We start from the raw sequence: 22,595 nt of genomic DNA, 5'->3' as shown, positions 1-22,595 counted from the left end.
TCAGTACCGCTGGTTCGGGTTCAGGCCTCGAGGGTCTCATACGGACTGTTGTCAGTCAGTTCCGGAGCAACCGCGAACCGTCCTGCGGTTGCTCCGGTACATCGGTACACCAGACCGTATCAGGCCTGGAGATGCTCGATACGAGCGTAGCGGCCGGCGCGCCAGCCGGCGACGATCGCGACGATCGTTCCGGCACCGAGCGCGAGCGCGAACCCGCCCGCGTAGACCTCGGGCGGCGTCCGGAGGAGACGCTCGAAGCCGAGCACCGACGCCGAGAACCGGTTCAACCCGATCACGGCTAGCGGCGTCACCGCGACGGCGAGCAGGCCGCCGAGCAGACCGATGACGAGCCCCTGCGTGCCGATCGTGCCGGCGAGCAGCCGGCGAGAGAGGCCGATCGCACGGAGGGCCGCCAGTTCCTCGCGCTGCTGGTGGGCCACGAGCGCGAACAGGTTGGCCGTCAGGACGATTCCGCCGAGGACGGCGAGCCCGACCAGCGTCGCGCCGCTCGCGAGCACCATCGTGCGCTCCTCGAGCATCGACTGTACCTGATTATCGCTGGTCCGAACGTCGTACTCGGGATACGCCTCGCCGAGCTCTGCCGCCACGGCGTCGCGGTCGGCGCCGTCCGCCACGTCGGCGGTGAGGTAGGTCGCCCGGTCAGTTCCCGACGTGCCGGCGATGGCCTGCAGGTCGCCCAGCGGGACCGTCACCGCCGGCGAGCCGAGGTACTGCGAGTAGTAGCCCGAGATCCCGATGACGGTGAGCTCGTTCGCCTCCGCCGTGTGTCGGCTGGTCCCGACGTAGATCGTGTCGCCGACCGAGACGCCCAGTTCGTCGGCGACCTGCGGATCGAGAATGATCTCGTCGCGCTGGGGCTCGTCAGGTGGGGGGCTGGCGGCGGTCTCCCTGTCCACCTCGAACCCGTGGCCCGCTTCGAAGTCGAAGCCGTCGTGGGTCTCCTGGACGCCGACCGCGGGTCTGCGCTGGAGGTCCGACGGATCCGTTCCGAGGTAGACGTCGTACATCGCGATCGGCGAGGCCGAGGCGATATCGTCCCGCGCGGTGAGCTCGGCTGCCGTGCCGTGAGCGCCAGATATCGGGTTTTCAGTGCCGCTGGACCCCGGATCGACCGGGGAGCGCGAGATCCAGATGTCCCGACCGGCGCTGTCCAGTCCCTGCTCTCCCTTCTCGACGACGCCCACGCCGAGGCTCGCGAGAACGGTCACCGAGAGGACGGCCAGGGTGACCGCGAGCACGGTGAGGACGGTTCGGCCGGGGGAGCGCCGAAGCTGGGCGAGCGCGAGTCCGATGACGGCTCGCGTTCGAACGACCGCGCCGCCGACGCTCATCGTCCCACCTCCGAGAGAACTGACGTTCGCGCGGCTACCGCGAGCGGGTAGGGAACGGCCACGAGGCCCGACAGGAGCGCGACGGCGATCGCGTACGGGACGAACAAGGGATGGAACTGGGCGACCGCCCCCGGCGCGATAGTCGCGCTGGCGATCGCGTTGACGCCCACGATCCCTCCCGCGCCGAAGACGATTCCCACGAGCGAGCCGACGAACGTGGTGATCCCCGTCGAAATCGCGACGACGGCGAGGCGACCGCGAGTGGGAACGCCGATCGACTCGAGGACGGCCAGCGTCCGCCGGTCCTCGTCGACGGTCATGCCCATGGTCGTCGCGACGAACGAGGCACAGATCGTCACGCCGACGATCAGCGCGATCACGCTGGTCGCGAACGCCAGGCCGTCCTCGAACAACGCGGTGGGATCGGCGGTTCCGGCGATCTCGACCGACGCGTCGGGATACGCGTCGGTGGCGGCCGACTGCGCCGCGTCGGAGTTGCCCCAGACTAACACCCGATCGGCGAGTTGGCCGTCCGCGGCCCCGGAAAGCGACTGGAGTTCGCTCGCGTGCACGAGGGCGATCGGAGCGCCGCCCTCGCTGCCCTTGCCGCCACCGCCGCCACCGCCATCCCCCACGGCCGCAACCGTCACCGTTACTGCCGTCTCGTTCGACTGCATCGGCCCCCTCGAGACGGCCAGCTCGTCGCCGCCTGACGCGTCGAGTCGGTCGGCGGCGGTGCGAGAGAGCACGATCTCCCCGTTTCGCGGGCCGTCGTACGATCCGTTCGCGTAGTGGGAGTCACCCGGCTCGAGGCGGTCCGTCGGTAGTCCCGCGACGGTCCGCGATTCGCCGTCGGGAACGACGCCGACGAGACGGACCGTCCGCGGGTCGCCGTCGGTCGACTCGAGTCGCGCCGTCTCGACGAGCACCGGGGACGCGTGCTCGACGCCGTCGTGCGAGCGGATCGTCCCGGCCCGTTCGTTCGTCGCTCCGAGGCGGGGGCCTTCGACCCCGTCGACGGACGAGAGGGTGCTCCCCTCGGTCGGCGTAATACGGACGTCCGCGTCGTCCCTGCTCGTCGCGCCGCCGTCGGCCAGCGCCAGCGCGATGCCCGTCACGACGAGCAGGAACGCGATCGTCAGTGCGACGGCGCCGACGGTCGACGCGATCCGGCCCGCCGTCGTTCCCGTCGCCCGCTGGCGCCACCTCGCGAGCGTCAGTCCGACGAGGCCCGACCACCGGGTTCGTCGCCGCGTCTCGACGCCCTCGGGTAACTCGTCGGTCTCATCGGACATCGTCCACCCGCCCGTCGCGAAGCGTGACGACGCGGTCCGCGACGGACAGCGTGGCCGCGTCGTGCGAGGCCACCAGTACCGCTCGGTCGCGCCCGATATCGGTCAGGAGCTCGAGGACGTCCCCGCCGGTCGCCGTGTCGAGTTCGCCCGTCGGCTCGTCGGCGACGATCACGTCCGGGTCCGTCGAGAGCGCCCGCGCGATCGCGACCCGCTGTCGCTCGCCGCCGCTGAGTTCGCCGGGCAGGTGCGTGGTGCGATCGCCCAGGCCGACCGCCTCGAGCAGGTCGGTCGCGCGCTCTCGCCGGTCGGACCGGGGGACGCCCGCCTGCACGAGCGGCAGGGCGACGTTCGCGCGGGCGGACAGCGACGGCAGGAGGTGGAACCGCTGGAACACGATCCCGATGTGGCGTCGCCGCGCCCGGGTTCGCTCCCCGTCGGACAGCGCCGCGAGGTCGGTGTCGCGCAGTTCCACGCTGCCCTCCGTCGGCACCAGCAGCCCCGCGACCGCGTGCAGGATCGTCGACTTCCCGCTTCCGCTCGGGCCCTCGAGTCCGACGATGGTCCCCGTCGGGACGTCGAAGGAGACGTCGCGGAGCGCGGTCACCGTGCGCTCGTCACCCGATCGGAACCGGCCCCCGCTCGAGCCGTAGCGGTGGGTGACTCCCTCGAGGCGAACGGCCGTCGTCGATTCGCGCTCGTCCGTTCGGTCCCTCGCCGGCGATCGCGAATCCTGAACTGATCGGTTGAACATCCTCACGGGGGTCTCACTGCCAGCGGACGGCGCACCGGCACATTGTTTCGACCCGGTTACCCCTGAAAGACGCCCGTTAACCCCGTTCCCGTCGCCGGCAACGGTCGGGTAGCCACTCCGAGATGCGAGCGTTAGCGACGCTCCATCGCGTTGTGTGACGGTCGCCTCCTCGAGAACGTTCCGCCGCGGTAGGGACGTACTGTCCGCTGGACCGGCGCTGAAAGGTGGGCGTACAGGTTGGCGACCGTGGTAGTCAGCTTCTGGGAGGGGTTCGATCGCCCGGACGGCGGCCGGATTCCGGATGCGTCGGACGACAGCAGTCGGTCGTCACGTCAGCCGCTCGCCGTCGTCGTCGAGGAGGATCCCGCAGTCGTCACAGCACCACCAGCCGACCAGCGGATCGCGTTCGGGCACCGCCGCGCCGCAGTCGGGACACCGTTTCGGCTTCTCGTCTCGAGCCTCGAGTATCCGTCTCCGAATCTCGCTCGAGGTGGCTCCGGCCCCAGCGTCGCGATCGGTCGCGCCGATCCCGCAGGTGACCGCGAAGCGCTCGGCGCGCTGGATGAGGAGGGCGCGCCCCTCGTCGGTCAGGGCGTAGCTCGGCCGGTCGTCGGCTCCCGCGCGGTTCGCGAGGAGGCCGCGCCCGACGAGGGTCCGCAGGTTCGGCTCGAGTCGGGTTCGGGTGACGCTGGGATACCGGCGCTCGAGGGCGTGGATAATCCCGCGCTCGTCGCAGCACCGACCGGTCCGCTCGCGGCGGGCGACGGCCTCGAGACAGTCGCGCTGGAAGGCGGTGAGTTGGATCCACGTCGGCGGTCGCGGGTCAGGGAGCAATTCGGATCACCTCCCGCGCCGTCGAGGCGGTGCTAGTGGGGGTTGGGGCTCGGGTGTTACAGGGAGCGGGAACCCCAAATCTTTGTGCTGGCGATACCTCCTGCCGTGTGTGGGATTTTCGTCCCACGGAACGCTCGAGATTCATTCTGGATCACGGAGCTTCTGCCGGACGGCGCTGGGACGCCGTCCGGTGTGACTACCCGGAGAGAGCCATCCTCGCCGAGTTAGTTACTCCTACCAACTACATTCGGGCTAATATTGCATAAATGAATTGGTTAGGCAAATATGGCTAAAATACCCTCATTCAGTATAATGCGGGCTGTTAGGGCTATCTATACCGTTATGGGTAGTAATGAGGCAATCTGGGACATGGATGACGATCTGGGATGATCGGATCCTCGAGATCATTCGAGAGGAAGACGCGGGGAGAGTGGGGGATCTCACGGAACGGAACGGAACGGGATTAGAATTTCTCAATCCTCGGTATCCCGGCGATGCAAGAAGCTCGCAGAGCACGGATTGCTCACTCCTCTCGGGAATGGTGTCTACACAATCACCGACCGAGGAAAAGCGTACCTCGATGAGGAGTACGACGCTGAAAACGAGGTTTATCTCACCGGAAACGACTCACAAGACGACCCCCCTGCAAGTCATTCCTCGGAACCGTAATAAATCGGAACCCACTTGATGGATTGTGCGCTAGACGAGCGGTCCTCGAATATTTCTCTGAAGATCCACAGGACTACATACTTGTCGCAGATGTACTTGTTTGATATGTTCGCTGGGATGTGAGGACGGTGCGGTCGCGAACACTAAACGATCCCCTTTTCAGAAAATTGTAGCGTGGAATTACGCTCAAAGACCCCTACATCAAGAAGATTCTAATCACACTATGAATGAGATGTGAAATATTCACATCTGCCGACACTGTAATTCGCTTAGGAAGTCACTCGATAATCTTCAGGACGATTGTTTTCGGTCTGGCTTTGGATCTCGTTCCACGATGGAGGTTTCTTCAAACCATCTCTGATTTTTTCTTCAGTACTAGTCTTTTTATGTCCGATATTCTCCAGTGTCTCAAGTATATCCTTTTTAAATAAATCTTTATCATTTGTATATTCCTCTGAAAAATCTATTAGTCCGTTAATCATTTCTTGATACCAATTCGTATGCTTCCAAATACGATAAGTTGCTGATGGCTCTCTTCGATATAGGTAGGACAAGCGCCCCATTCCTTCTTCCAACATACCACCATTCATACATATAATGTCCAGATCTTTCTTCGGTGAGTTTTTTTCTATGAATTGGTGGATGTCTTCTTTCACCCGTTTTTCGTCAAATTGGCACGCAAAGAATACGTATCCTTTCAGATCGTGAGCCATATCTGGATCACCCTCAACGTTTTCCACAAACCTATCAATATACCTTGTTGCTTTATCCTGTTCCTCAAATATTTTAAAATCTCTTGAGTAACACTTTGATTCTACCAGATAGGTGGATTCGACACCTTCTTTCGCAAAATGAAGGAGTCCGTCTGGTACGTGGTTACCACCAAAATGGAGTGTATTTGCGTACGGAAATAGCGCGTGGGTGAACTCTATCCCAAGTCTTTCGAACATCTCATTGTAATTGATACCAAATCTTCGTTTTGAGAGTTCATTCGCTTTAGGTTTATCTTCGACTCGATCAAGAAGAGTACACCAAGAACTCTTTGAGGTGTATTGTGGACCTGGTGCCCCAGGACCAGTGTAGTGTATATTTTCCACACCACCAAGTTCGTCACCTATCTTAGAGGCATTAAGCTCATTGGTGTCGAGAAAATTTCGGATCGCCTCTTTCGAATCAGCTGGTTCTGTTATCAATTTCGGAATTTGCACCCAATCCACAAATACATCACTATACTGTGGGAATGAGTACCATTGATGTTCCAAGTCAAAATATGGTGAAATATGTAATATGGGATCATTTCCTTCAATAGTAACATCTGATAGGGAAACATCTTCTATCGATCTCGACTTAGTAAAGTTAACTTCGATATCTTCTGTGTAAGGATCAAGTACCTTTTCTAATTTTTCTGGCCAAACCGATTCAAAATATCTTGTCTTTGATGATATAGGTTCGTTTCTATCTAAGTTTGTATCACATTCCTCACATATTTCTGGGATACTATTTTCTGGGTATTTGTGGTAACAACTGGGACAGGCTCTGATTTCGTCCTTCTTAAACACATCTTCATTAACTCCGTCTTCAATGATCTCCAACTCATCAGTATCTATCTTTGATTCTTTTAGAATTCCTCCTCTAGCAGTTTCTCTTACGACTTTTGTAAGGACTTCGAACTTATTTGGATCTGTGATCCATTCTTCCCTCATTTTACCACCCGAGCTCTTCAGAAACCAAATGAAATACTGCTTGGCGGGTTGCTGGTGAACAATTTTTCTTTTGCACTCGAAACGTGTTATTGTCTTCGTTTAAAGTCAAAGTTACGTGGTCAATATTTTTATAATCAAACATTTTTCCTATCTCTTCTTTCATTTCTGACTGTGTTGCCTCCTTCTCAAATTCTATTTTTTCACCTATCTCAGATGGCTTCACAAACTCTCGAATCCCTTCTAGATCATCAAAAAATAACTTAATATTTGCAAGTTCTAAATTACGATCATGACGGAGGTCCTCATGGGTATCGTCTTTCCGGACGTCTCTATTATGCACTGCAGAAAGCTTTGCATCTGCTGTCCTACCTCCAAAACCTTCTAGCGTTGTAAGCATACCAATGCTGTCCATAACATCCCAAATATTGTCTTCAGAGAGTGTTTTTTCCCGTAGAATATTAATCTCTCTTGTTTTTTGTTCACCTCCATCTGTTACTAATTTCGCCCCATTACACAACTTTTCTAACCGATCAACGAGTGTTTTTCGGTGTTGCTCTTTTTTCTTCCCATCAAACACTTCTACCATTCCAGTATCAAGATGCATTCGAGCTGCAGATCGGATTCGAGGATTGTAGTTCATTGAATATCCCTCTTGTCCGTCAAATATGCTATCCTCTGTCCCTACAGCCCAAAATTCGATAAATATGTGATCCTCATCTTCAAATTTAATCACCCTTGGCTTTGGTGCCTTCTCTAGTTTTCCAGCGATTGGTGCGAGCCCCTCTGCAGCAGATGCATATGTTTCGTCAATGTCGTCTCGCTCTCTGGCACGTTCTGCAAATTTTTCTTCAGCGTCGTGAGGCCCAGCGGCGTCTGTAGCAATACCCCCTACTACTCCCTCAAATCCATCTATAGTATATAAATAAGAGCTAGTACTTGCAAATTCAAAATGGGCATCATAATATGCAGTCTCTCTGGAAGACAGTTGCTGAACGAGTTTCTCTATCTTCTCATCTTTTTTTAAGCCCGAATCAATATCTACGTTATGAATGTAAGAGAGCTTCGAACTTCGGTTTCTTAGAGTCATTCGGCGGTCTTCTCGATGAACAGTCCTTCGCAATCTTTGGAATAGATCCTCGTCCAATGAGTCGATCCACTCCTTAAACTCTTCTCGAGAAAACAAGGCATCTAAGGCTTCAATCTCCTCTCTCAGTGAGCCATTCAGCCCCTCTTCTACACCTTTTGATATTTTATTCGCAGATGATCGAAGTACACTTAAATCATATGTATTTGCGAAAACATCTCGTTCTGATTTCATATACTACTATCAAGTATAGTCCTGACATATATATTTACTTGAAATTATATTACAGTACTAAATCCGTCCTAAGATATGGTCGAATATCTTCCTTCAGATAATTCACAAACTGCCCGGATTCATAATCGCTTGGTTGATAAATGTCCACATATCCACTTTCCGTCACAAATGTCTTCATCTGTTTACCGTCCCGTGAGAAATTCAACCCAATTTGGTTAGTTGCATTGTGTGACAGAATCTCACCAATATCGGAATCATCCAATAGATTGTTCCCGTGAATGACTCCGTTATCTGCATTTCCTTCTCTACCATAGAATCCTATTTTCCAAGGTTCTACATCCGAATACTCATCTTCAACGGTCTTTCTGTAGGCTTGAAGATCTATTTCCGCCCTTTCGAAGTTAATACCGAAATTTGATCTGATAATCTCAAATACAAAGTCGGCAGAGCTACTTCCTAAGACCAGAATATCATCTGGAATAATCAATAGATCTGTATATCGCCAGGCAAGGTCTGCTCCCTCTATAACTGAGATCGAATCACTCTCTTCAGAAATCGAAATTGACTTCCCATCTTTGAGATACTGTTCTGCAGCAACTCCCTTGAAAGCTAATGTATTTCCGGATAGGTCAGTGATCGATTCTCTAATATCAATACATTCTATGGCCTCAAATCCGTGTTTGTCTACCGTATTTGTGCAGGAATCGATTTCTTCAACACTACCATTCGAAATGGCAATACTTCCGGATTTCATGGATACTAGCTCTTAGTGACGACCCTTACTTAACAACTCTGCAGAACGCTGACGTAGTGTTTCCTCATAATATACTACTGCTGCACCAGCATCTTCAACATTGCTGGACCTTCATCAATTCTCTCAAGGATCTCTTTGAGCACTCACCACTCCAAGAGAGCGAACCGACCGGCGGTTCCGACAGCCACTCGAGCACACTGCCGAACTACCGGCTCGCCCACGATGTCACTGAGACCGATCGATGGGCTGACTCGAGTTCGGATCGAACGCGGCGTCCGACGACGTTCGCGACGAGCACGCGGACTACCGCTGTCGTGAGGATCGGCGACTCGAGATGGTGCGATCTCGTCGAACGGCCGTGGCAGTGCCCTCGAAATCGCGCGGGTTACGCGAACGAGTGGGCAACGGGATACTCGGAATCTCTGTGTAAACGACAGCGGCGACGGTCGATACGGCTCTCATTCGAAGACTGTAAGACGTGCTCGCTCGCTGCGCGCGAGTCACAGCTCACTCGAGTCGCGACCTCCGGACGAGAAGGCGTCGACTATCCCTGGTACACGCGGGACGGCGTGGAGATCGGCCCCGCCGAGAACGATGTCGTACTCGTGTTTGAACCGCTCGAGTTGCAGACTGTCCACCGGAAGCGGCAGTAGTATGGGCGGCTCTCTCCGATACTATCGGTCGAAAAATATATTATTGCGAGATAGTCATCTCTAGCAGATGTCGCCCTCCAGACCGTTCTTCGATCCCGAGACCGGAGAACTCGATACCGTTCCGCTTATCGAAGAAGCGATCCCCCTTGCGAGACTCATCGGGGCCATCGTGTTGGTTGCCCTCGTCCCGATCCTCTTTCGGGTCGTCTTCAACGGCCTACTAGGGTTGACTTCCGGACTCGGCTTTTTGTACATGCTCGCAAGCCAGTTCATCCTCGCAATCGGCACCGGACTCGTCCTGCTCTATGTCATCGTCCGCGCGAACCAGATCATCGACGAGTGAGTTGCTGTCGGACGCAGATCGGATGACGATCGGGGACTCACTGAAATACAATCGGCGAGGACCGCAACGCGACTGCGTTCGCTCCCGGCTCGACGGTGCCCTCACCGTTGGCGTACCGTATCGGCGACACGATCACCTAGACGTGCTGAGTCCGCGCCCACACCCTCTCGCCCTCGAGGGGCGTGCTAATCTCGTCGAGGACGGCCCGGACCCCCGACACGGTCCTCGTTCAACTCAGAATCTGCGGCCGTCTCGAGTGGAGTGAATTTGAACAGCTGTCAGACAGTCCGGTGCGCTCGCTTCCGCCCTCCCCGATTTGAACAGATGGAAGACGTTCCGACTCGCCTCGCTTCGCTCGGCTGCGTGGGCGTGCGACTTCCATGTTCAAAATCGTGTCGCGGTCTCCTTTTACGACGACCAGTCCGCTCGCTCCGCTCGCGGTGTTGGTCGTCGTAAAAGTCCGCCCTCCCCGATTTGAACGGGGGGCAAGTCGATCTACAGTCGACTGCTCTACCAGTCTGAGCTAAGGGCGGGCACCCAAACGTAGCCGCCGTGGAACACATAAGGGTTATTATTCGAGACTGGACGAACGTGTAACTGAGCCGGAACAGCAGAATGATTGATATAGGAGGGGTGATAACACGGAGGTACTTCGGCCATGAGCAAGATCACGTTCCGCGCGGACGACGACCTCGTCGAGCAACTCGAGGAGCTCGACGCCTCCAAGAGCGAAGCGATGCGAGAGGCGCTCAGATCGTACCTCGAGGGGAGCGACGAGGCTGCGGGCAGCGAGGATCGCCCGGAATCGGACCGGGCGCGGACGGACGTGATCGACGAACTGATTCGCACGCGTGTGGACGACCGACTCCGGGAACTCGGCATCGACCGCGCGGGCTCGAACGCACGCGACCCGACGCCGTCGCCCGAACCGCAGGACGTCAACGTCTCGATCTCGCTCGAGGGGGCGGCGGTCCAGTCGAGCGAGCGGAACTCGCAGTCGAGCGGACAACGGCAGACTGGTGCGCGCGAGCCGACTCCGAACGACGGAGAGGCGGCAGGGGCTCGTGAACGCGCGGGGACGCAGTCCCCCGACGGACGAGAGAACGGACGGCAGTGCAACCAGTGTGGCGACCGACTCGGCGGCGACCACGTGTACTGCCCCAACTGTGGCGAGAAGGCCTCCCGACGATTGTTCTGTGAGTGTGGCGACGAGATCCGATCCGACTGGTCGTTCTGTCCCAGCTGCGGTCGTCGGACGCCCGCGGCGGACGTCCTCGAGTCCGACGGGACGCAGTTCTGACCGGTGTAAGACGAAGACAATCACTGTCGACGAAAGCTTTATTATCTATGCCGGACATCGGGTTATTCGCGTAAGACGGATTGTCTTACACTCGTCGTAAAGACGGGAAATCGCCCGATGACGGGCGGTTCAAACGTAAGACACGCCGCGTCTGACAGGGGCGCGCCACCGTCTTACCCCAAACGGGGAATACAACCATGGAGCGTGTGACACTGCGAATTCCGAAACAGCAGATCGATGAGGTAGAGCAATTAGTCGACTCGGGCGAATTCCCGAACCGGAGCGAAGCGATCCGGTCGGCCGTCCGTGAGATGATAAATGAACAAGGGGACGGCCCCACAGACCAATCCGGCAAACGCAACTGGGCCAAGGTGTAACGATGCAGGATATCGTTCAGGACGCCCTGGAGAACGCGGAGGAAGAAGCCCGGGAGATGGACGCCTCGATGGACGATGACGACGAGTTCGGGGAGCCCCGAATCGTCATCGTCGGTGCGGGCGGTGCCGGTAACAACACCATCAACCGACTGTACAACATCGGCGTCGACGGTGCTGACACCGTGGCGATCAACACGGACAAACAGCACCTCAAGATGATCGAGGCCGACACGAAGATCCTCGTGGGCAAATCGCTCACGAACGGGCTCGGCGCCGGCGGCGACCCCTCGATGGGCGAGCGCGCGACCGAGATGGCCCAGGGAACGATCAAGGAGGTCCTCGGCGACGCGGACCTCGTGTTCGTGACCGCGGGGATGGGCGGTGGCACCGGCACGGGTGCCGCCCCCGTCGTCTCGAAGATCGCCAAAGAGCAGGGTGCGATCGTCGTCGGGATGGTCTCGACGCCGTTCAACGTCGAGCGCGCCCGCACGGTGAAAGCCGAGGAAGGCCTCGAGAAGCTCCGCGAACAGGCCGACTCGATCATCGTCCTCGACAACAACCGACTGCTCGACTACGTCCCGAACCTGCCGATCGGCAAGGCGTTCTCGGTGATGGACCAGATCATCGCCGAAACCGTCAAGGGTATCTCGGAGACGATCACCCAGCCCTCGCTGATCAACCTGGACTACGCGGACATGTCCACGATCATGAACCAGGGCGGCGTCGCCGTCATGTTGGTCGGCGAGACCCAGGACAAGAACAAGACCGACGAGGTCGTCAAGGACGCGATGAACCACCCGCTACTGGACGTCGACTACCGCGGCGCGTCCGGTGGGCTCGTCCACATCACCGGCGGCCCCGACCTCACGCTGAAAGAGGCCGAGGGAATCGCGGACAACATCACCGAGCGCCTCGAGGCCAGCGCAAACGTCATCTGGGGCGCCCGAATTCAGGAGAACTACAAGGGCAAGGTTCGCGTCATGGCGATCATGACCGGCGTCCAGAGCGCACAGGTGCTCGGACCGACCACCCAGAAGCAGGCCGACAAGTCCCGACAGAGCATCGAGGGCCTGAACGATGCCGACTTCGACGCGAGCAATAACGTCGAAAAGACGGGCAAAGAATACGGCGCGCAGAGCGACGGCGGCCGCGAGCAAGTCGAGAAACAGAACGGCGTCGACGTAATCCGGTAATCGCGACGGGACGCCGCTCGACCGATCCGGCACGACCACACGATTGACACACCACCGTCGTGCCGACCGGCAGTCGGTATCACCAGTCGCGTTTTACGGTCGTTTGGTTTGTGAGCGATAGCATTCGGCGAGATGGCTGTCTTCGGTATCCGATATCGTCCCGCTCACCGACGGCACGCTCCATCGGTGGCCGATTCGTTCGACTGTGTATAACACGACGTATACACTGTAGAACGTCCGTCGCGCTGCCGGCTGAGAACGAACGGTCCCGGGACGGAACGACCGACGGGACGAGATCAAGACGACAGGGATCGGAAAACGGGACAGTTGAGCGGAGACCGAACTCGGATTACGCGAGCGACTCGAGCAACGAACACTTTCGACAGACCTCTCGGGTCGTCGTCGAGCCGCACTCGACGCACTCCTGCAGGTCGGCACCGTCGTCGCCGGCGTACTTTTCGGCGGCGATCGACGCCAGTTCCTCGTATCCCGAGAGGATCGAGTGCCGGGTCCCGGGGTGGTTCTCCTCGAGGTCGTAGACGAGTTGCTGGATCTCACCGCGGTAGGCCTCGCTGGCGTGGGGGCACTCGGTGATGTGGGCCGGGAGGTCCTCGACGTGGGCGTAGAGAGCGACTTCTTTCTCCGGAACGTCCCGGAGCGGTTTCGCGCGCGGGACGAACTCGTCTTGCTCCTCGCGGTCGGACAGCGGACCGAGGCTGGCGTCGAAGTGTTTCGCCATCTGTTCGACGTCGCCCTCGAGGACGTTCATCAGCGCGGTCTGGGCCTCGTCGTCGAGATTGTGACCCGTCAGGAGGAGGTCGGCCTCGAGCGCCTCGGCGTACTCCGAGAGGAGGTCCCGCCGGAAGACGCCGCAGTAGGCACAGGGGGCCATGTTTTCGGGGTCATCTTCGACGACGTCGTCCATTCGGACGCCGAACTCCTCCTCGTAGCTGACGAGTTCGTGGCGGATCCCCAGCTCCTCGCTGAGTTCGACGCAGGCCTCGACCGACTTGTCACGGTAGCCCTCGATCCCCTCGTGAATCGTCAGGCCGACGAGTTCGATGCGGGGGTCCTCGGCGAACGTGTCGTGGAGGATCTGCGTGAGAACGACGCTGTCCTTCCCGCCGGAGAGGCCGATCACCCAGGTCTGGGGGTTCTCTGGCGTTATATCGTGGGGGACGAGATCGTCCCGCCGGATCCGGCGACGTACCCGCTTTTCGACCGACTCGCGAAAGTGGTCCGGACAGAGGTGGGCTCCGGAGTACGCGGCGTGCATGATCGCCTCCTCGTTACACCGGTTACAGTCCATTAGCGGGCCGTTGTCGCCCCCCGCCAATCACGGTTTCGTTGCCGAGTGTGATCGCGTCCGACGCCGCCCTACAGCCACGGTGGAACCCGGTGAATTGCGGTCGCGTGTTCGCGCGGGAAGACACACTCCTGTCGGCCGCCGCCGCTGCCGTCCGGTACCCACTGGATCACCGGATAGTTCGTGATCCGCCCGTCCCCGTTGCGTACCGGTCGGACGTCGTGCGGGTACGCCCCGTCCTCGCCGTACAGCGAAACCTCGCCCGCAGCACCCACGTACTCGAGGCCGAGCATCGCGTCGACGATGGCGTCGAGATCGGTTCGGTAGTCGAGGGTCCCGGCGTCGGTGACGGCCTGCGCGTAGCAGTGGATCGCGTCGTACGTGCTCACTCCCGTCTCCAACGGCTTTCCCGGCGCTTCGTCGCCGGCCGCGTCCTCGTAGGCGTCGACGAACTCCAGCGTCTGATCCGTCAGATCGACGATCCCACCGCCTCCGACGTGGCCGGTCGTCTCGTACGAACGGGCACCCCTCGTTAGCTCCCAGAAGTCGGGGAGCATCGAGGCGTAGTGGATGCCTTCGATCGAAAACGGGTACAGGTTGGTAATCCACTGCATCTGCAGTTTCCCTGCCGAATCGACGAACCGGAAGAGCGCGTCCGCAGCTTCCGTTTCGATATCGTCGAATATCGGCCTGTCGTTGCTAACGCTGCGGGAGACGGTCTCTTCGTACACGATCTCCAGCCCTCGGATTCGACCTCGTCGGTGAACCGATCGCGGAACAGAACGGTCCACGGCGCGTCCTCGGGGAGGTGGGCGAAGTCGGTCCAGCCGTGTGTGTCCGCGAGGAACGCGGCGTAATCGCCCATCAGTTCGGCCTTGAAGTTGCCGTTGATCGGCCCCGTTCGGAAGACGTTTCGGTACCGGTCGTACGCCTCGCCGACTGTTTCCTCGAGGATCGCCGTCGATCCCGTTCCGGTGAGAAGACACGGAACGTCGTTCTCGGCGGCGATATCGACGATTCCGCGGGCCACCGACGTCGTACTCGCCTCGACGAGGACATCGACGTCGTCCTCGTGAACGAGACGACCGGCGGCTTCCAACGCAGTCGTGTAGTAGCTGCGGGTCCCTTCGGATCCGGCCGCCGACCTCGACGAACGAGGACCAGCCGAACGCGGCTGTCGAGCACGCCCCCGTTTTCGTTGAGTTCGGCGACCGCGACGTCGGCGCTTCGTTGCGATCCGAGCCCGATCGGCAGTTCCAGCGGGGCGAGATGCCCGATCTTCACTACGCCCGTGTCGTCGGACGGTTCGCCGTCGTCGGTCTCGTTCCCGCTCGAGTCCGTATCTGAAGCCGTCGGTTCCGCAGTATCGCTGCAGCCGGCGATCGCTGTCGCTATCGCACCCGATCCAGCGATTCGGAGGAACGTTCGACGATCGGTTCGGCTTCGGCGTCGTCCCGTCGATCTGCGTTCCGTCGGTCCCCTACCCATATCGATTCCACTATTGTTTCAATTTCCATTAAATTATTCTTCTCTGAACGGTTCGTAACCATCGTGCCCTCGCTACCGGACTGAGCAGGCCCGAAGCGGTCATCGGTCCGTCGGTCCGTCATCCCTCGTCGCCGGCCGATCGCGGCCTCAGGCCGGGACCGGATCCGTCTCTTCTTCGGACTCGTCGTCCGCCTCGACGGCCTCGGCGCCGTCCTCGAGGGCTGCCAGCAGCGTGTCGACGTGTCGCTCGCGGCTCCCAGACGAGAACAGTTCGTGACCGCCGTCGTACAGCACGACGTGTTCGGCGGGTACGCGCTCGCCGATCGCTCGGAGGCTGACGACCGGATCCCGCAGCGAGCAGAAGACGACGGCGTCGTGATCGATCGTCAGTAGCTCGTCCTGTGCGCGGCGAGTTTCCCGGACGAACGCCGGGGAGACCCACGACGGGGTCGTTGCGATCTGATGGTCGGTAGCCTTCGAGCCGAGCGCCGCTCGATCCATGTCGCCGACGGGGAGACACGGGAACGTGGTCGGCAGTTTCGACACCGCCTCGAGCAGCGGTTCCGGGAACCCCTTGCCGTACCCCCACCACGGACTCAGGTAGACGTGGTTGTCCGCGCCGTCCAAGGCCTGTGCGACGAGCGCACCCGCGCTGTGGCCCAGCAGCTGGTACTCCTCGAGGTCGCGGACGTACTCGGCAACCGGCTCGAGCCAGTCGGCTTTGAAGTCGTCGATGTTCGTGGGGAGCTCGAACGCGTGGACCCGGTAGCCGGCCTCGGTCAGCTGTCCGACGAGCCAGCTGACGTTCTCGTGGGTCCAGCGGTTGCCCCAGCCCATGACGAAGACGAGTTCTTCGTCGCCGTCCTCGTTGAAGATCCGGTGTCGCATAGGTGTCCGTTCGCCGGGAGACGGTAAAAACCTGCTTCCTTGACACGAGCGGTTCCGCCGACGAGCCGAACTCGCGGCCGCGGACACCGATTCCGTCGATCGCACCGACACGGTCGAGCCGGTCGACGCCGAGGGTTCCGTTCATCCGACCCGTTCGACAGGCCGTCGACGCCGCGACGGACCGATCCAGAGGGACGTAACGGGAAACCGTTTTGCGACTCGAGACCCCAGACTCGCGTAATGAGTGGATTCGAACGGGAGCGCGCGGTCGACCGTCTCGAGGGACTGGTCGACGCCGTCGAGGGCGAGCGGATGCCGGTACCCGTTCGCGAGGTGTGGGCCGTGGGCGACGTGGCGCTCGGACTCGATCCCGTCGAGCGACTGGACGTCTACATTACGAAGGATATCCTGCTGCGCGACGACAGCGAGCCGACGGCCTCGAGCGCGGACGGCGACGGTGACGGATCGGATCCCGAGACCCGGTTCCGGGACTCCCACGGTATCGAGGGGGTCGGCAAGACGGTCCGGGCCGACTGGGCCCGCGAGTACCCCCAGTACCTGCGGGCAAACGCGAACGGCCACGCTGCCCCCGAGCAGTGTCTCGCGGCCCACCTCCTCGGGGACGACGAGCCGATCCACCTCGAGGTCTGTAACTCGTCGTTCGAGGACAACGTCACCCAGCGGCTGCGCGGGGCGCAGTTGCGCGATGAGTACACGCAGTTGCTCGACCCCCGCGGGGTCTGTCTCTGGGCCGACGGCACCAGAAGCGAGGAGGCGTTCCGGAAGCTCCGCGAGAGCGAGCTCGCCCTGCCGACGCTGTCCGCGGCGCTCGAGATGCTCGGGCTGGACGGCGACGAGGCCGAGACAGCAGCACAGGAGCTCCACGCTTGGCGCGAACAACAGGACGGCGTGACGGTACGCGGCGACGTGGTCTGACGCCGTCGGTACCTGTAGTAGCCACTGAAAGTCAGTGTATAACTCGTTTCAGTGGCCACGATACCTCACACGTCCTGTAAGTCTGCGATCGTCGTACGGGCCCGCTCGAGGCATTCCTCGATCGTCGCGCGATCGACGTGAACGACGCCGCTTTGCCGATCGTACTCGATCAATCCGGCGTCGGCCAGCTTCGGGAGATGAATGTGTACGAGTTCCGTCGCAACGGTCCGCCGATCGGCGTCCGCCGCGACCGGCTCCGGTGCTCGTTCGACGACGTAATCGACGAGTTCCTCGTGCGAAACGTGCTCCGTCTCCGTCCGCATCGCGTACCGACAGAGGGAACGACGGCACGGATCGCTCAACGCGACAAAAGACGAATCGATCGGGATGGAGTCCTCGCTCCCCATTCCGTCTTGGTCAGTCATCACCTCCCAATGAACGGTCCCACCGGATAGGGACGGGGCGTAAGTATTCACGGCCTTTTTACGACGGTCGCGATCACTCGTGAGGAACGGGGCCGAAACGGAGATACCCAACCGATACGTATCAGCGGTATCTCATGGCGATGCTACTTGCGACGCTTGTAATCGACTACCCTATTCTCCGCGAAACGCTGTCGCGCGCACCGAATACGAAAGTCACGTGGGAACAGTCGGACCTCACCAGAGACGATACCCATCAGATGCTCGTCTGGGTCGACGGCGACGACGAGGTGGCTGCGTTCGACGCCGGTCTCGAGGTCGACCCGACCGTCAAAACCCCCTTACAGGTGGTCGACCTCGACGGTCGCCGACTCTACCAACTCGAGTTAACGGACGACGGTCAGCGGGCGAGCGTCTATCCGACCGTGATCGAAGCGGGCGATGTCTTACAGGAGGTAACTGCGACGCACGAGGGGTGGCGCTTTCGCGTCGCGTTCCCGAGCGAGGAGGCGCTCGAGGGGTTTCACGCCTTCTTCGTGGATCAGGATCTCGCTGTCGAACTGCAGCAGTTGCACGATGGGCGCGAGCTCACCAACGACTCCGGCTCTCAGTACGGGATCACGGATCGACAGCGGGAAGCGCTCGTCGCGGCCGTCGACGCCGGCTACCTCGACATTCCGCGGTCGTGTTCGCTCGCCGAACTCGGCCAGCGACTCGGCATCTCGCCGAACGCGACCTCGGAGCGCTTCCGGCGCGGTGTCGAGACGCTCATCGAGAACACGGTGTACCCGGACGCTCAGTCGCCCTAACCGTCAGTCACTCCTCCGGCGCGATGCCGGGGACCGAAATCGCGTCCGGGGGTTCCTGGACGAGCCATGCCGGCACCACTCGAGTGAGGACAACCATGCCCGTCAGTTCCACGAGCGTCTGCGTGACGACGACCGCCGGTGCGAGCTCATAACCCGCCGGGAGCGCGAGCGCCAGCGGCAACACGACCAACGAGTTCCGTGTCACGGCGGTGAAGACGAGCGCGCGGCTTTCACCGGTCTCCAGCCGAAGCACGCCGGCCGCCACTCGGCCGATAATCGGCATGACGACGAGGAACGCGACGTACACCGGGACGACCGCCGCGATCTGCCCGATCGAATCCTGCACGCGGGGGAGCTGTGAGGCGATCACGACCAGCAGGGTCGCCCCCATCATTGGGACGGGAAGCCATCCCATCGCCGACTGCCATCCGCGAGCGATCCCCGAGCGCGTCGCACCCAGTTCGGTGAGCCACGCGAGCGTCAGCGGCAGGGCGATGAGGAAGAGGAACGCCTCGAGGAACGGCTCGGGATCGACGGCTGTCGCGATCCGACCCCCCATGAACAGCCAGAGGTAGAGCGGCAGGAGGAGCAACTGCAGGAGCAAGAGCGCCGGCGTCGCGACGGTGATCTGCTCGGCGTCCCCGTCGGCGAGCTCCGTAAACGGGATCACGTAGTCGATGCAGGGCGTCAACAGCACCATGAACGCGCCGACGAGAATCACCGGCTCCTGCGGGAGAAACCGGGTGAGGCCGTAGACGACGATCGGGACGACGAGGAAGTTCAACCCGAGTGCGCCGGCCATGAACCGACCGTTGGTGAACCCATCGCGAAATCGGCCGAACGGGATCTCGAGGAAGGTCGCGTACAGCAACACCGCCAGAACGGGGGTGATGAGTCGCTCTAAGAGCGGCGCAGTCGACGGCCGCCCCGCGCCGATTCCGACGGCGAGTGCGACCGCGATCGCGTAGACGAGAATCTGCCGGCGCTGCAACCACTCGGTGGAACGCATCATCCGATCGTTGGTGGACGGATCGTAATAGGGCATCGGAGCAGTCAGATGACCCGATCGACGGCGCGGTGCGGTCGTATCGCCCCCGAGCGAATCGGGACTGCCGAGACGCGAATCAGAACCGCGACCGTCGGCTCCTCGAGTCTTACGGCAGGTCGCTCCGGCCGAACCAGAACTGGGCCGCGATCAGGAGCCCGAGAGTCATGGCCACGAGAACCCCCGCACCGGCGAGATCGTAGGTCCCCTCGAGCAGGATCGCGTTCGGATCGTAGTAGCGCATGGGTGCGATTGCCCCGATGGCTTCGGCGTCGGTCCCGGACAACAGCGACTCCGACAGGAACAGCGCGAAGGTAACGCCGAGGGCCACCCGCTGGGCGATCGCGGCCCGGTCGAAGACGACAGACGCGAGCAGGCCGATCCCGGCGCAGGCGAACAGATAGGGGATCGAGAGCAGGTGGACCGCGAGCACGTCCGCGGCGGCGAGGGGATGGTCGATCAATCGCGCGCCGACGTAGACGACGATCGGCGGCAGGACGTTCGCGCCGACGATCGGAACGGCCATCGCGGCGAAGCGCTCGGCGACCACTCGAGACCGAGAGATCGGCATCGACAACAGGACGTCCATGCGACCGCGATCGACGTCGTCGGCGATCGTCCCTGCCGTGGCGTAGGCCAGATAGAGGCCGAGCAGGATGATCCATCCGAACGTGTAGAGTTCGAACGAGAGGAAGCCGCCCAGGCTCGCCATCGTCTGGACGCCCATCACCTGCAGGATCGGCTCCGGATAGGCGGCCAGCAGCTGATCGAGATCGATCTCGGCCTCGAACGAGGGGTACACCCAGATGACCATCGCGGCGAGTAGGGACAACCCGACCGAGAGATAGATCCCCCCACGAACCCGGTGACGACCGTCGTACCGCGTCAGTTCAAACATCGCCGTCACCCCCGACGCCGTCGTCCGCCGCGCCGGTACCGGCGGGGACTCGATCCCCAGCAGCCGAGCCGGCGTCCGTCCCCTCGTCGCCGTAAAACCGCATGAAAACCTCCTCGAGCGGCGCTTCCTCGATCGTGCAATCGAGCAGTCGGTATTCCCGAAGCCGCTCGAGCAGGGTGTTGATATCGCCGGTGAACGTGAACGCGTATTCGGTCCCGTCGCTCGATCCGGCGCCCGATCCGGCACCGCGCTCGGACTCGAGGCCGTGGATGCCGTCGAGTTCGAGGGCTCGGCTCGGGATCGACTCCGCGGCGTGCAGGCGGACGAACTTGCCGCTCCTATCGAGGAGCGATTCCACCGGTTCGACCGTGACCAGCCGCCCGTTCCGAATGACGCCGACGCGGTCGCAGAGCTTTCGCACCTCGCTCAGGATGTGCGAGGAGAAAAACACCGTGAGCCCCCGCTCTCGTTCGGTCCGGAGGAACTCCGTAAACCGCTGTTGTAACAGAGGATCTAACCCGCTCGTCGGCTCGTCCAGGATCACCAGCTCGGGATCCTGCATGAACGTCGTCACGAGCCCCAGCTTCTGGACGTTCCCCCGAGAGTACTCCCGCACCGGCCGATCCAGCGGCGGGTCGAACAGTTCGAGCAACTCCCCGCTGCGCTCGTCGCCCTTGATCGACGCGTGCAGGTCGAGTATTTCGCGACCCGTCGCCGTCTCGTCGAACGCCGGGCTGTCGGGGAGATAGCCGAGTCGCCGCTTGGCCTCGAGGAGGTCCCCCTCGTCGGTGATGTCGCGACCCAGCAGCCGCGCCGAACCGGCGGTCGGCGAGATGAACCCCAGCAGCGTCCGGATCGTCGTCGTCTTCCCCGCGCCGTTCGGGCCGAGGTAGCCGAAGATCTCCCCCCGCTCGACGTCGAACGTCACGCCGTCGTTTGCGAGCACCTCCCCGTAGTCCTTCGTGAGCTCCTCGAGTTCGATTGCGGCCATACCGTCTCGGTTCGAGAGCCGTTCGTATGTATCTACAGGCCGGTCGCGCATCTCAGAGGAGACGACTCGAGCGGGATCGACCGGCTCAGAACTCGGTGCAGACCGGGATCCCCATCGTCTCGTACTCGCCGAGTCGGTCCATCACGCCGGGAACGTCCTCGAGCGCGCAGGTCTCAGTGACGATCTTCCCCGGATCGATCTTCCCGCCGTCCATCATCCGGAAGATGTCGTCGTACTCGTTGGGTGGCATCCCGTAGGAGCCGTAGAACTCGCGCTCGTCGGTGACCATGGTGTCGACCGGGACGGAAACGTCACCGCCCTCCTCGGACGTCGTCATCCCGATCTGGAGGTGTTGCCCGCCCTTGCCGAGCGAGTTGATCGAGTTTCGGACCGTCTCCGCGATCCCCAGCGCGTCGATCGAGACGTCGACGCCGCGGCTCTTCTCGGTGTGAGCCTTCACCGCCTGGGGAACGTCGTCGACGCGCTCGGAGTCGACCGTCTCGATCGCACCGAGCTCTCTAGCTAACTCGAGCTTTTCGGGGACGACGTCGATCGCGATGACGTTCCCGCCCAGGGCGCTGGCGATGTGAACCGCGGAGAGGCCGACGCCGCCGCAGCCGTGGACCGCGACCCAGTCGCCGGGGGTGACGTCCACGCGGTGGACGATTCCGTGAAACGCGGTCGCGAACCGACAGCCCAGCCCCGCGACCTCGGCGGGATCGACCGATTCGGGGACCGTCACGAGGTTCTGATCGGCGTTCCGGACCGGGTACTCCTCGGCGAACGCGCCCTGCTGGAAGGGGACGAAGCCCATCGGCACCGATTTCTCGCAGATGTTCGCCCGTCCTTCCCGGCAGTGCGGACAGGTCCCGTCGCTCAGGTTGAACGGATTTGTGACGAGGTCGCCCTCGCTGAAGCGCTCGACGCCGTCGCCGACCTCGACGACCCGGCCGACGGGCTCGTGTCCGAAGATCAGTCCCGGCGTGGGCATCAGTCCGATCCAGTCCCAGTCGCCCTGCCAGGCGTGCCAGTCGCTCCGACAGATGCCGCAGGCTTCGGTTTCGACGACCACGCCGTTTTCCTCGCACGTCGGTCGGTCAACTTCCTGTATCTCGAGGGGCTCGTTCGCGCCCTGGAAGACTACTGCTTTCACGGCTACTCGAACGACATCCTCCACCATAAATATAATGATTAATAATTATATATTCTGTGGTGGCTGTCGCTGACGGGATGCCCGACGGCCGTTTCAGTCCGATCCGGACCGGGTTTC

The 22,595-nt window shown here is 61.0% G+C and carries 20 protein-coding genes, 1 tRNA gene and 2 pseudogenes; 7 read left to right on the top strand and 16 right to left on the bottom strand.

Annotated elements, in window-relative coordinates; translation table 11 throughout:
* Positions 1-119: 119 nt before the first annotated feature.
* From LDH74_RS12685 to LDH74_RS12670, 4 genes are all read right to left on the bottom strand, one after another.
* Positions 120-1,352 (bottom strand): ABC transporter permease, encoded by a 1,233-nt coding sequence (locus LDH74_RS12685; RefSeq protein WP_226039081.1) that lies wholly within the window; start codon positions 1,350-1,352, stop codon positions 120-122.
* Positions 1,349-2,647 carry an ABC transporter permease gene (locus LDH74_RS12680; protein WP_226039080.1) on the bottom strand — a complete coding sequence of 433 codons (1,299 nt, stop codon included), beginning with the start codon at positions 2,645-2,647 and terminating at the stop codon, positions 1,349-1,351. Before LDH74_RS12680 ends, LDH74_RS12685 begins: the two co-directional genes overlap by 4 nt.
* Positions 2,637-3,398, bottom strand: coding sequence for an ABC transporter ATP-binding protein (locus LDH74_RS12675; RefSeq protein ID WP_226039079.1), 762 nt, complete (start codon positions 3,396-3,398; stop codon positions 2,637-2,639). Before LDH74_RS12675 ends, LDH74_RS12680 begins: the two co-directional genes overlap by 11 nt.
* A gap of 327 nt (positions 3,399-3,725) precedes the next feature.
* On the bottom strand, positions 3,726-4,232 hold the full coding sequence (locus LDH74_RS12670; protein ID WP_226039078.1) for a PadR family transcriptional regulator: 507 nt from the start codon (positions 4,230-4,232) through the stop codon (positions 3,726-3,728).
* Between the two features lie 352 nt (positions 4,233-4,584).
* On the opposite strand from LDH74_RS12670, the pseudogene LDH74_RS12665 reads away from it, so the two are divergent.
* A pseudogene (locus LDH74_RS12665) lies at positions 4,585-4,901 on the top strand (PhiH1 repressor).
* Positions 4,902-5,170: 269 nt separating this feature from the next.
* On the opposite strand, the gene LDH74_RS12660 reads toward LDH74_RS12665, so the two are convergent.
* Genes LDH74_RS12660 through LDH74_RS12650 form a run of 3 tightly spaced genes read right to left on the bottom strand, consistent with a single transcriptional unit; the run spans position 5,171 to position 8,676 of the window.
* Positions 5,171-6,604 carry a hypothetical protein gene (locus tag LDH74_RS12660; protein WP_226039077.1) on the bottom strand — a complete coding sequence of 478 codons (1,434 nt, stop codon included), beginning with the start codon at positions 6,602-6,604 and terminating at the stop codon, positions 5,171-5,173.
* A gap of 1 nt (position 6,605) precedes the next feature.
* Positions 6,606-7,922 carry a hypothetical protein gene (locus LDH74_RS12655; RefSeq protein WP_226039076.1) on the bottom strand — a complete coding sequence of 439 codons (1,317 nt, stop codon included), beginning with the start codon at positions 7,920-7,922 and terminating at the stop codon, positions 6,606-6,608.
* A 49-nt stretch (positions 7,923-7,971) separates the two neighbouring features.
* Entirely contained in the window at positions 7,972-8,676 is a 705-nt protein-coding gene (locus LDH74_RS12650) for a hypothetical protein (protein ID WP_226039075.1), read from the bottom strand.
* Between the two features lie 720 nt (positions 8,677-9,396).
* On the opposite strand from LDH74_RS12650, the gene LDH74_RS12645 reads away from it, so the two are divergent.
* Positions 9,397-9,672, top strand: coding sequence for a hypothetical protein (locus LDH74_RS12645; protein ID WP_226039074.1), 276 nt, complete (start codon positions 9,397-9,399; stop codon positions 9,670-9,672).
* A 459-nt stretch (positions 9,673-10,131) separates the two neighbouring features.
* Here LDH74_RS12645 and LDH74_RS12640 read toward each other — a convergent pair.
* Positions 10,132-10,205: transfer RNA gene (locus tag LDH74_RS12640), tRNA-Tyr, on the bottom strand.
* Between the two features lie 125 nt (positions 10,206-10,330).
* Here LDH74_RS12640 and LDH74_RS12635 point away from each other — a divergent pair.
* From LDH74_RS12635 to ftsZ, 3 genes are all read left to right on the top strand, one after another.
* A complete protein-coding gene (locus LDH74_RS12635; RefSeq protein ID WP_226039073.1) occupies positions 10,331-10,972 on the top strand; it encodes a ribbon-helix-helix protein, CopG family in 642 nt (213 codons plus the stop codon).
* A gap of 197 nt (positions 10,973-11,169) precedes the next feature.
* Positions 11,170-11,349 (top strand): ribbon-helix-helix domain-containing protein, encoded by a 180-nt coding sequence (locus LDH74_RS12630; RefSeq protein WP_098725804.1) that lies wholly within the window; start codon positions 11,170-11,172, stop codon positions 11,347-11,349.
* A 2-nt stretch (positions 11,350-11,351) separates the two neighbouring features.
* Positions 11,352-12,542, top strand: a complete 1,191-nt coding sequence (gene ftsZ, locus LDH74_RS12625) for a cell division protein FtsZ (protein ID WP_226039072.1) — start codon at positions 11,352-11,354, stop codon at positions 12,540-12,542.
* 349 nt (positions 12,543-12,891) lie between these two features.
* On the opposite strand, the gene LDH74_RS12620 is transcribed toward ftsZ, so the two are convergent.
* The 3 genes and pseudogenes from LDH74_RS12620 to LDH74_RS12610 all read right to left on the bottom strand — a co-directional run bounded on the left by LDH74_RS12620 (position 12,892) and on the right by LDH74_RS12610 (position 16,224).
* Complete coding sequence (locus LDH74_RS12620) at positions 12,892-13,851, bottom strand: TIGR00269 family protein (protein ID WP_226039071.1); 960 nt, start codon at positions 13,849-13,851, stop codon at positions 12,892-12,894.
* A 68-nt stretch (positions 13,852-13,919) separates the two neighbouring features.
* A pseudogene (locus LDH74_RS12615) lies at positions 13,920-14,947 on the bottom strand (ABC transporter substrate-binding protein).
* Positions 14,948-15,483: 536 nt separating this feature from the next.
* Positions 15,484-16,224: an alpha/beta hydrolase gene (locus LDH74_RS12610; RefSeq protein ID WP_226039070.1), complete on the bottom strand. Its 741-nt coding sequence runs from the start codon at positions 16,222-16,224 to the stop codon at positions 15,484-15,486.
* Positions 16,225-16,464: 240 nt separating this feature from the next.
* Here LDH74_RS12610 and LDH74_RS12605 point away from each other — a divergent pair, with 240 nt between their 5' ends.
* Complete coding sequence (locus LDH74_RS12605) at positions 16,465-17,160, top strand: hypothetical protein (protein WP_226039069.1); 696 nt, start codon at positions 16,465-16,467, stop codon at positions 17,158-17,160.
* Between the two features lie 65 nt (positions 17,161-17,225).
* Here LDH74_RS12605 and LDH74_RS12600 read toward each other — a convergent pair whose 3' ends face one another.
* A complete protein-coding gene (locus LDH74_RS12600) occupies positions 17,226-17,585 on the bottom strand; it encodes a hypothetical protein (protein WP_226039068.1) in 360 nt (119 codons plus the stop codon).
* A 134-nt stretch (positions 17,586-17,719) separates the two neighbouring features.
* Here LDH74_RS12600 and LDH74_RS12595 point away from each other — a divergent pair, with 134 nt between their 5' ends.
* Complete coding sequence (locus LDH74_RS12595; protein ID WP_345778526.1) at positions 17,720-18,391, top strand: helix-turn-helix domain-containing protein; 672 nt, start codon at positions 17,720-17,722, stop codon at positions 18,389-18,391.
* A gap of 7 nt (positions 18,392-18,398) precedes the next feature.
* Here LDH74_RS12595 and LDH74_RS12590 read toward each other — a convergent pair whose 3' ends face one another.
* The 4 genes from LDH74_RS12590 to LDH74_RS12575 form a co-directional block, all read right to left on the bottom strand.
* Positions 18,399-19,403, bottom strand: coding sequence for a bile acid:sodium symporter (locus tag LDH74_RS12590; protein ID WP_226042526.1), 1,005 nt, complete (start codon positions 19,401-19,403; stop codon positions 18,399-18,401).
* A 142-nt stretch (positions 19,404-19,545) separates the two neighbouring features.
* Positions 19,546-20,334, bottom strand: coding sequence for an ABC transporter permease subunit (locus LDH74_RS12585; protein WP_226039067.1), 789 nt, complete (start codon positions 20,332-20,334; stop codon positions 19,546-19,548).
* Positions 20,327-21,325: an ABC transporter ATP-binding protein gene (locus LDH74_RS12580; protein ID WP_226039066.1), complete on the bottom strand. Its 999-nt coding sequence runs from the start codon at positions 21,323-21,325 to the stop codon at positions 20,327-20,329. The genes LDH74_RS12585 and LDH74_RS12580 overlap by 8 nt, the downstream gene beginning before the upstream one ends.
* Before the next feature lie 85 nt (positions 21,326-21,410).
* Positions 21,411-22,478 (bottom strand): zinc-dependent alcohol dehydrogenase family protein, encoded by a 1,068-nt coding sequence (locus tag LDH74_RS12575; RefSeq protein WP_226039065.1) that lies wholly within the window; start codon positions 22,476-22,478, stop codon positions 21,411-21,413.
* Positions 22,479-22,595 lie beyond the last annotated feature (117 nt).

It is taken from the genome of Natrinema sp. DC36, from assembly GCF_020405225.1.
Lineage (GTDB): Archaea > Halobacteriota > Halobacteria > Halobacteriales > Natrialbaceae > Natrinema.
This window is presented reverse-complemented; position numbering and strand designations above follow the sequence as displayed.

Excerpts from the sequence above, each read along its gene's own strand:
- LDH74_RS12675 (WP_226039079.1), bottom strand. The coding sequence starts at position 3,398 with ATGTTCAACCGATCAGTTCAGGATTCGCGATCGCCGGCGAGGGACCGA.
- LDH74_RS12620 (WP_226039071.1), bottom strand. The coding sequence starts at position 13,851 with ATGGACTGTAACCGGTGTAACGAGGAGGCGATCATGCACGCCGCGTAC.
- LDH74_RS12605 (WP_226039069.1), top strand. The coding sequence starts at position 16,465 with ATGAGTGGATTCGAACGGGAGCGCGCGGTCGACCGTCTCGAGGGACTG.
- LDH74_RS12580 (WP_226039066.1), bottom strand. The coding sequence starts at position 21,325 with ATGGCCGCAATCGAACTCGAGGAGCTCACGAAGGACTACGGGGAGGTG.
- LDH74_RS12585 (WP_226039067.1), bottom strand. The coding sequence starts at position 20,334 with ATGTTTGAACTGACGCGGTACGACGGTCGTCACCGGGTTCGTGGGGGG.
- LDH74_RS12655 (WP_226039076.1), bottom strand. The coding sequence starts at position 7,922 with ATGAAATCAGAACGAGATGTTTTCGCAAATACATATGATTTAAGTGTA.
- LDH74_RS12595 (WP_345778526.1), top strand. The coding sequence starts at position 17,720 with ATGGCGATGCTACTTGCGACGCTTGTAATCGACTACCCTATTCTCCGC.
- LDH74_RS12600 (WP_226039068.1), bottom strand. The coding sequence starts at position 17,585 with ATGACTGACCAAGACGGAATGGGGAGCGAGGACTCCATCCCGATCGAT.
- ftsZ (WP_226039072.1), top strand. The coding sequence starts at position 11,352 with ATGCAGGATATCGTTCAGGACGCCCTGGAGAACGCGGAGGAAGAAGCC.
- LDH74_RS12650 (WP_226039075.1), bottom strand. The coding sequence starts at position 8,676 with ATGAAATCCGGAAGTATTGCCATTTCGAATGGTAGTGTTGAAGAAATC.
- LDH74_RS12610 (WP_226039070.1), bottom strand. The coding sequence starts at position 16,224 with ATGCGACACCGGATCTTCAACGAGGACGGCGACGAAGAACTCGTCTTC.
- LDH74_RS12635 (WP_226039073.1), top strand. The coding sequence starts at position 10,331 with ATGAGCAAGATCACGTTCCGCGCGGACGACGACCTCGTCGAGCAACTC.
- LDH74_RS12645 (WP_226039074.1), top strand. The coding sequence starts at position 9,397 with ATGTCGCCCTCCAGACCGTTCTTCGATCCCGAGACCGGAGAACTCGAT.
- LDH74_RS12685 (WP_226039081.1), bottom strand. The coding sequence starts at position 1,352 with ATGAGCGTCGGCGGCGCGGTCGTTCGAACGCGAGCCGTCATCGGACTC.
- LDH74_RS12680 (WP_226039080.1), bottom strand. The coding sequence starts at position 2,647 with ATGTCCGATGAGACCGACGAGTTACCCGAGGGCGTCGAGACGCGGCGA.
- LDH74_RS12660 (WP_226039077.1), bottom strand. The coding sequence starts at position 6,604 with ATGAGGGAAGAATGGATCACAGATCCAAATAAGTTCGAAGTCCTTACA.
- LDH74_RS12630 (WP_098725804.1), top strand. The coding sequence starts at position 11,170 with ATGGAGCGTGTGACACTGCGAATTCCGAAACAGCAGATCGATGAGGTA.
- LDH74_RS12590 (WP_226042526.1), bottom strand. The coding sequence starts at position 19,403 with ATGATGCGTTCCACCGAGTGGTTGCAGCGCCGGCAGATTCTCGTCTAC.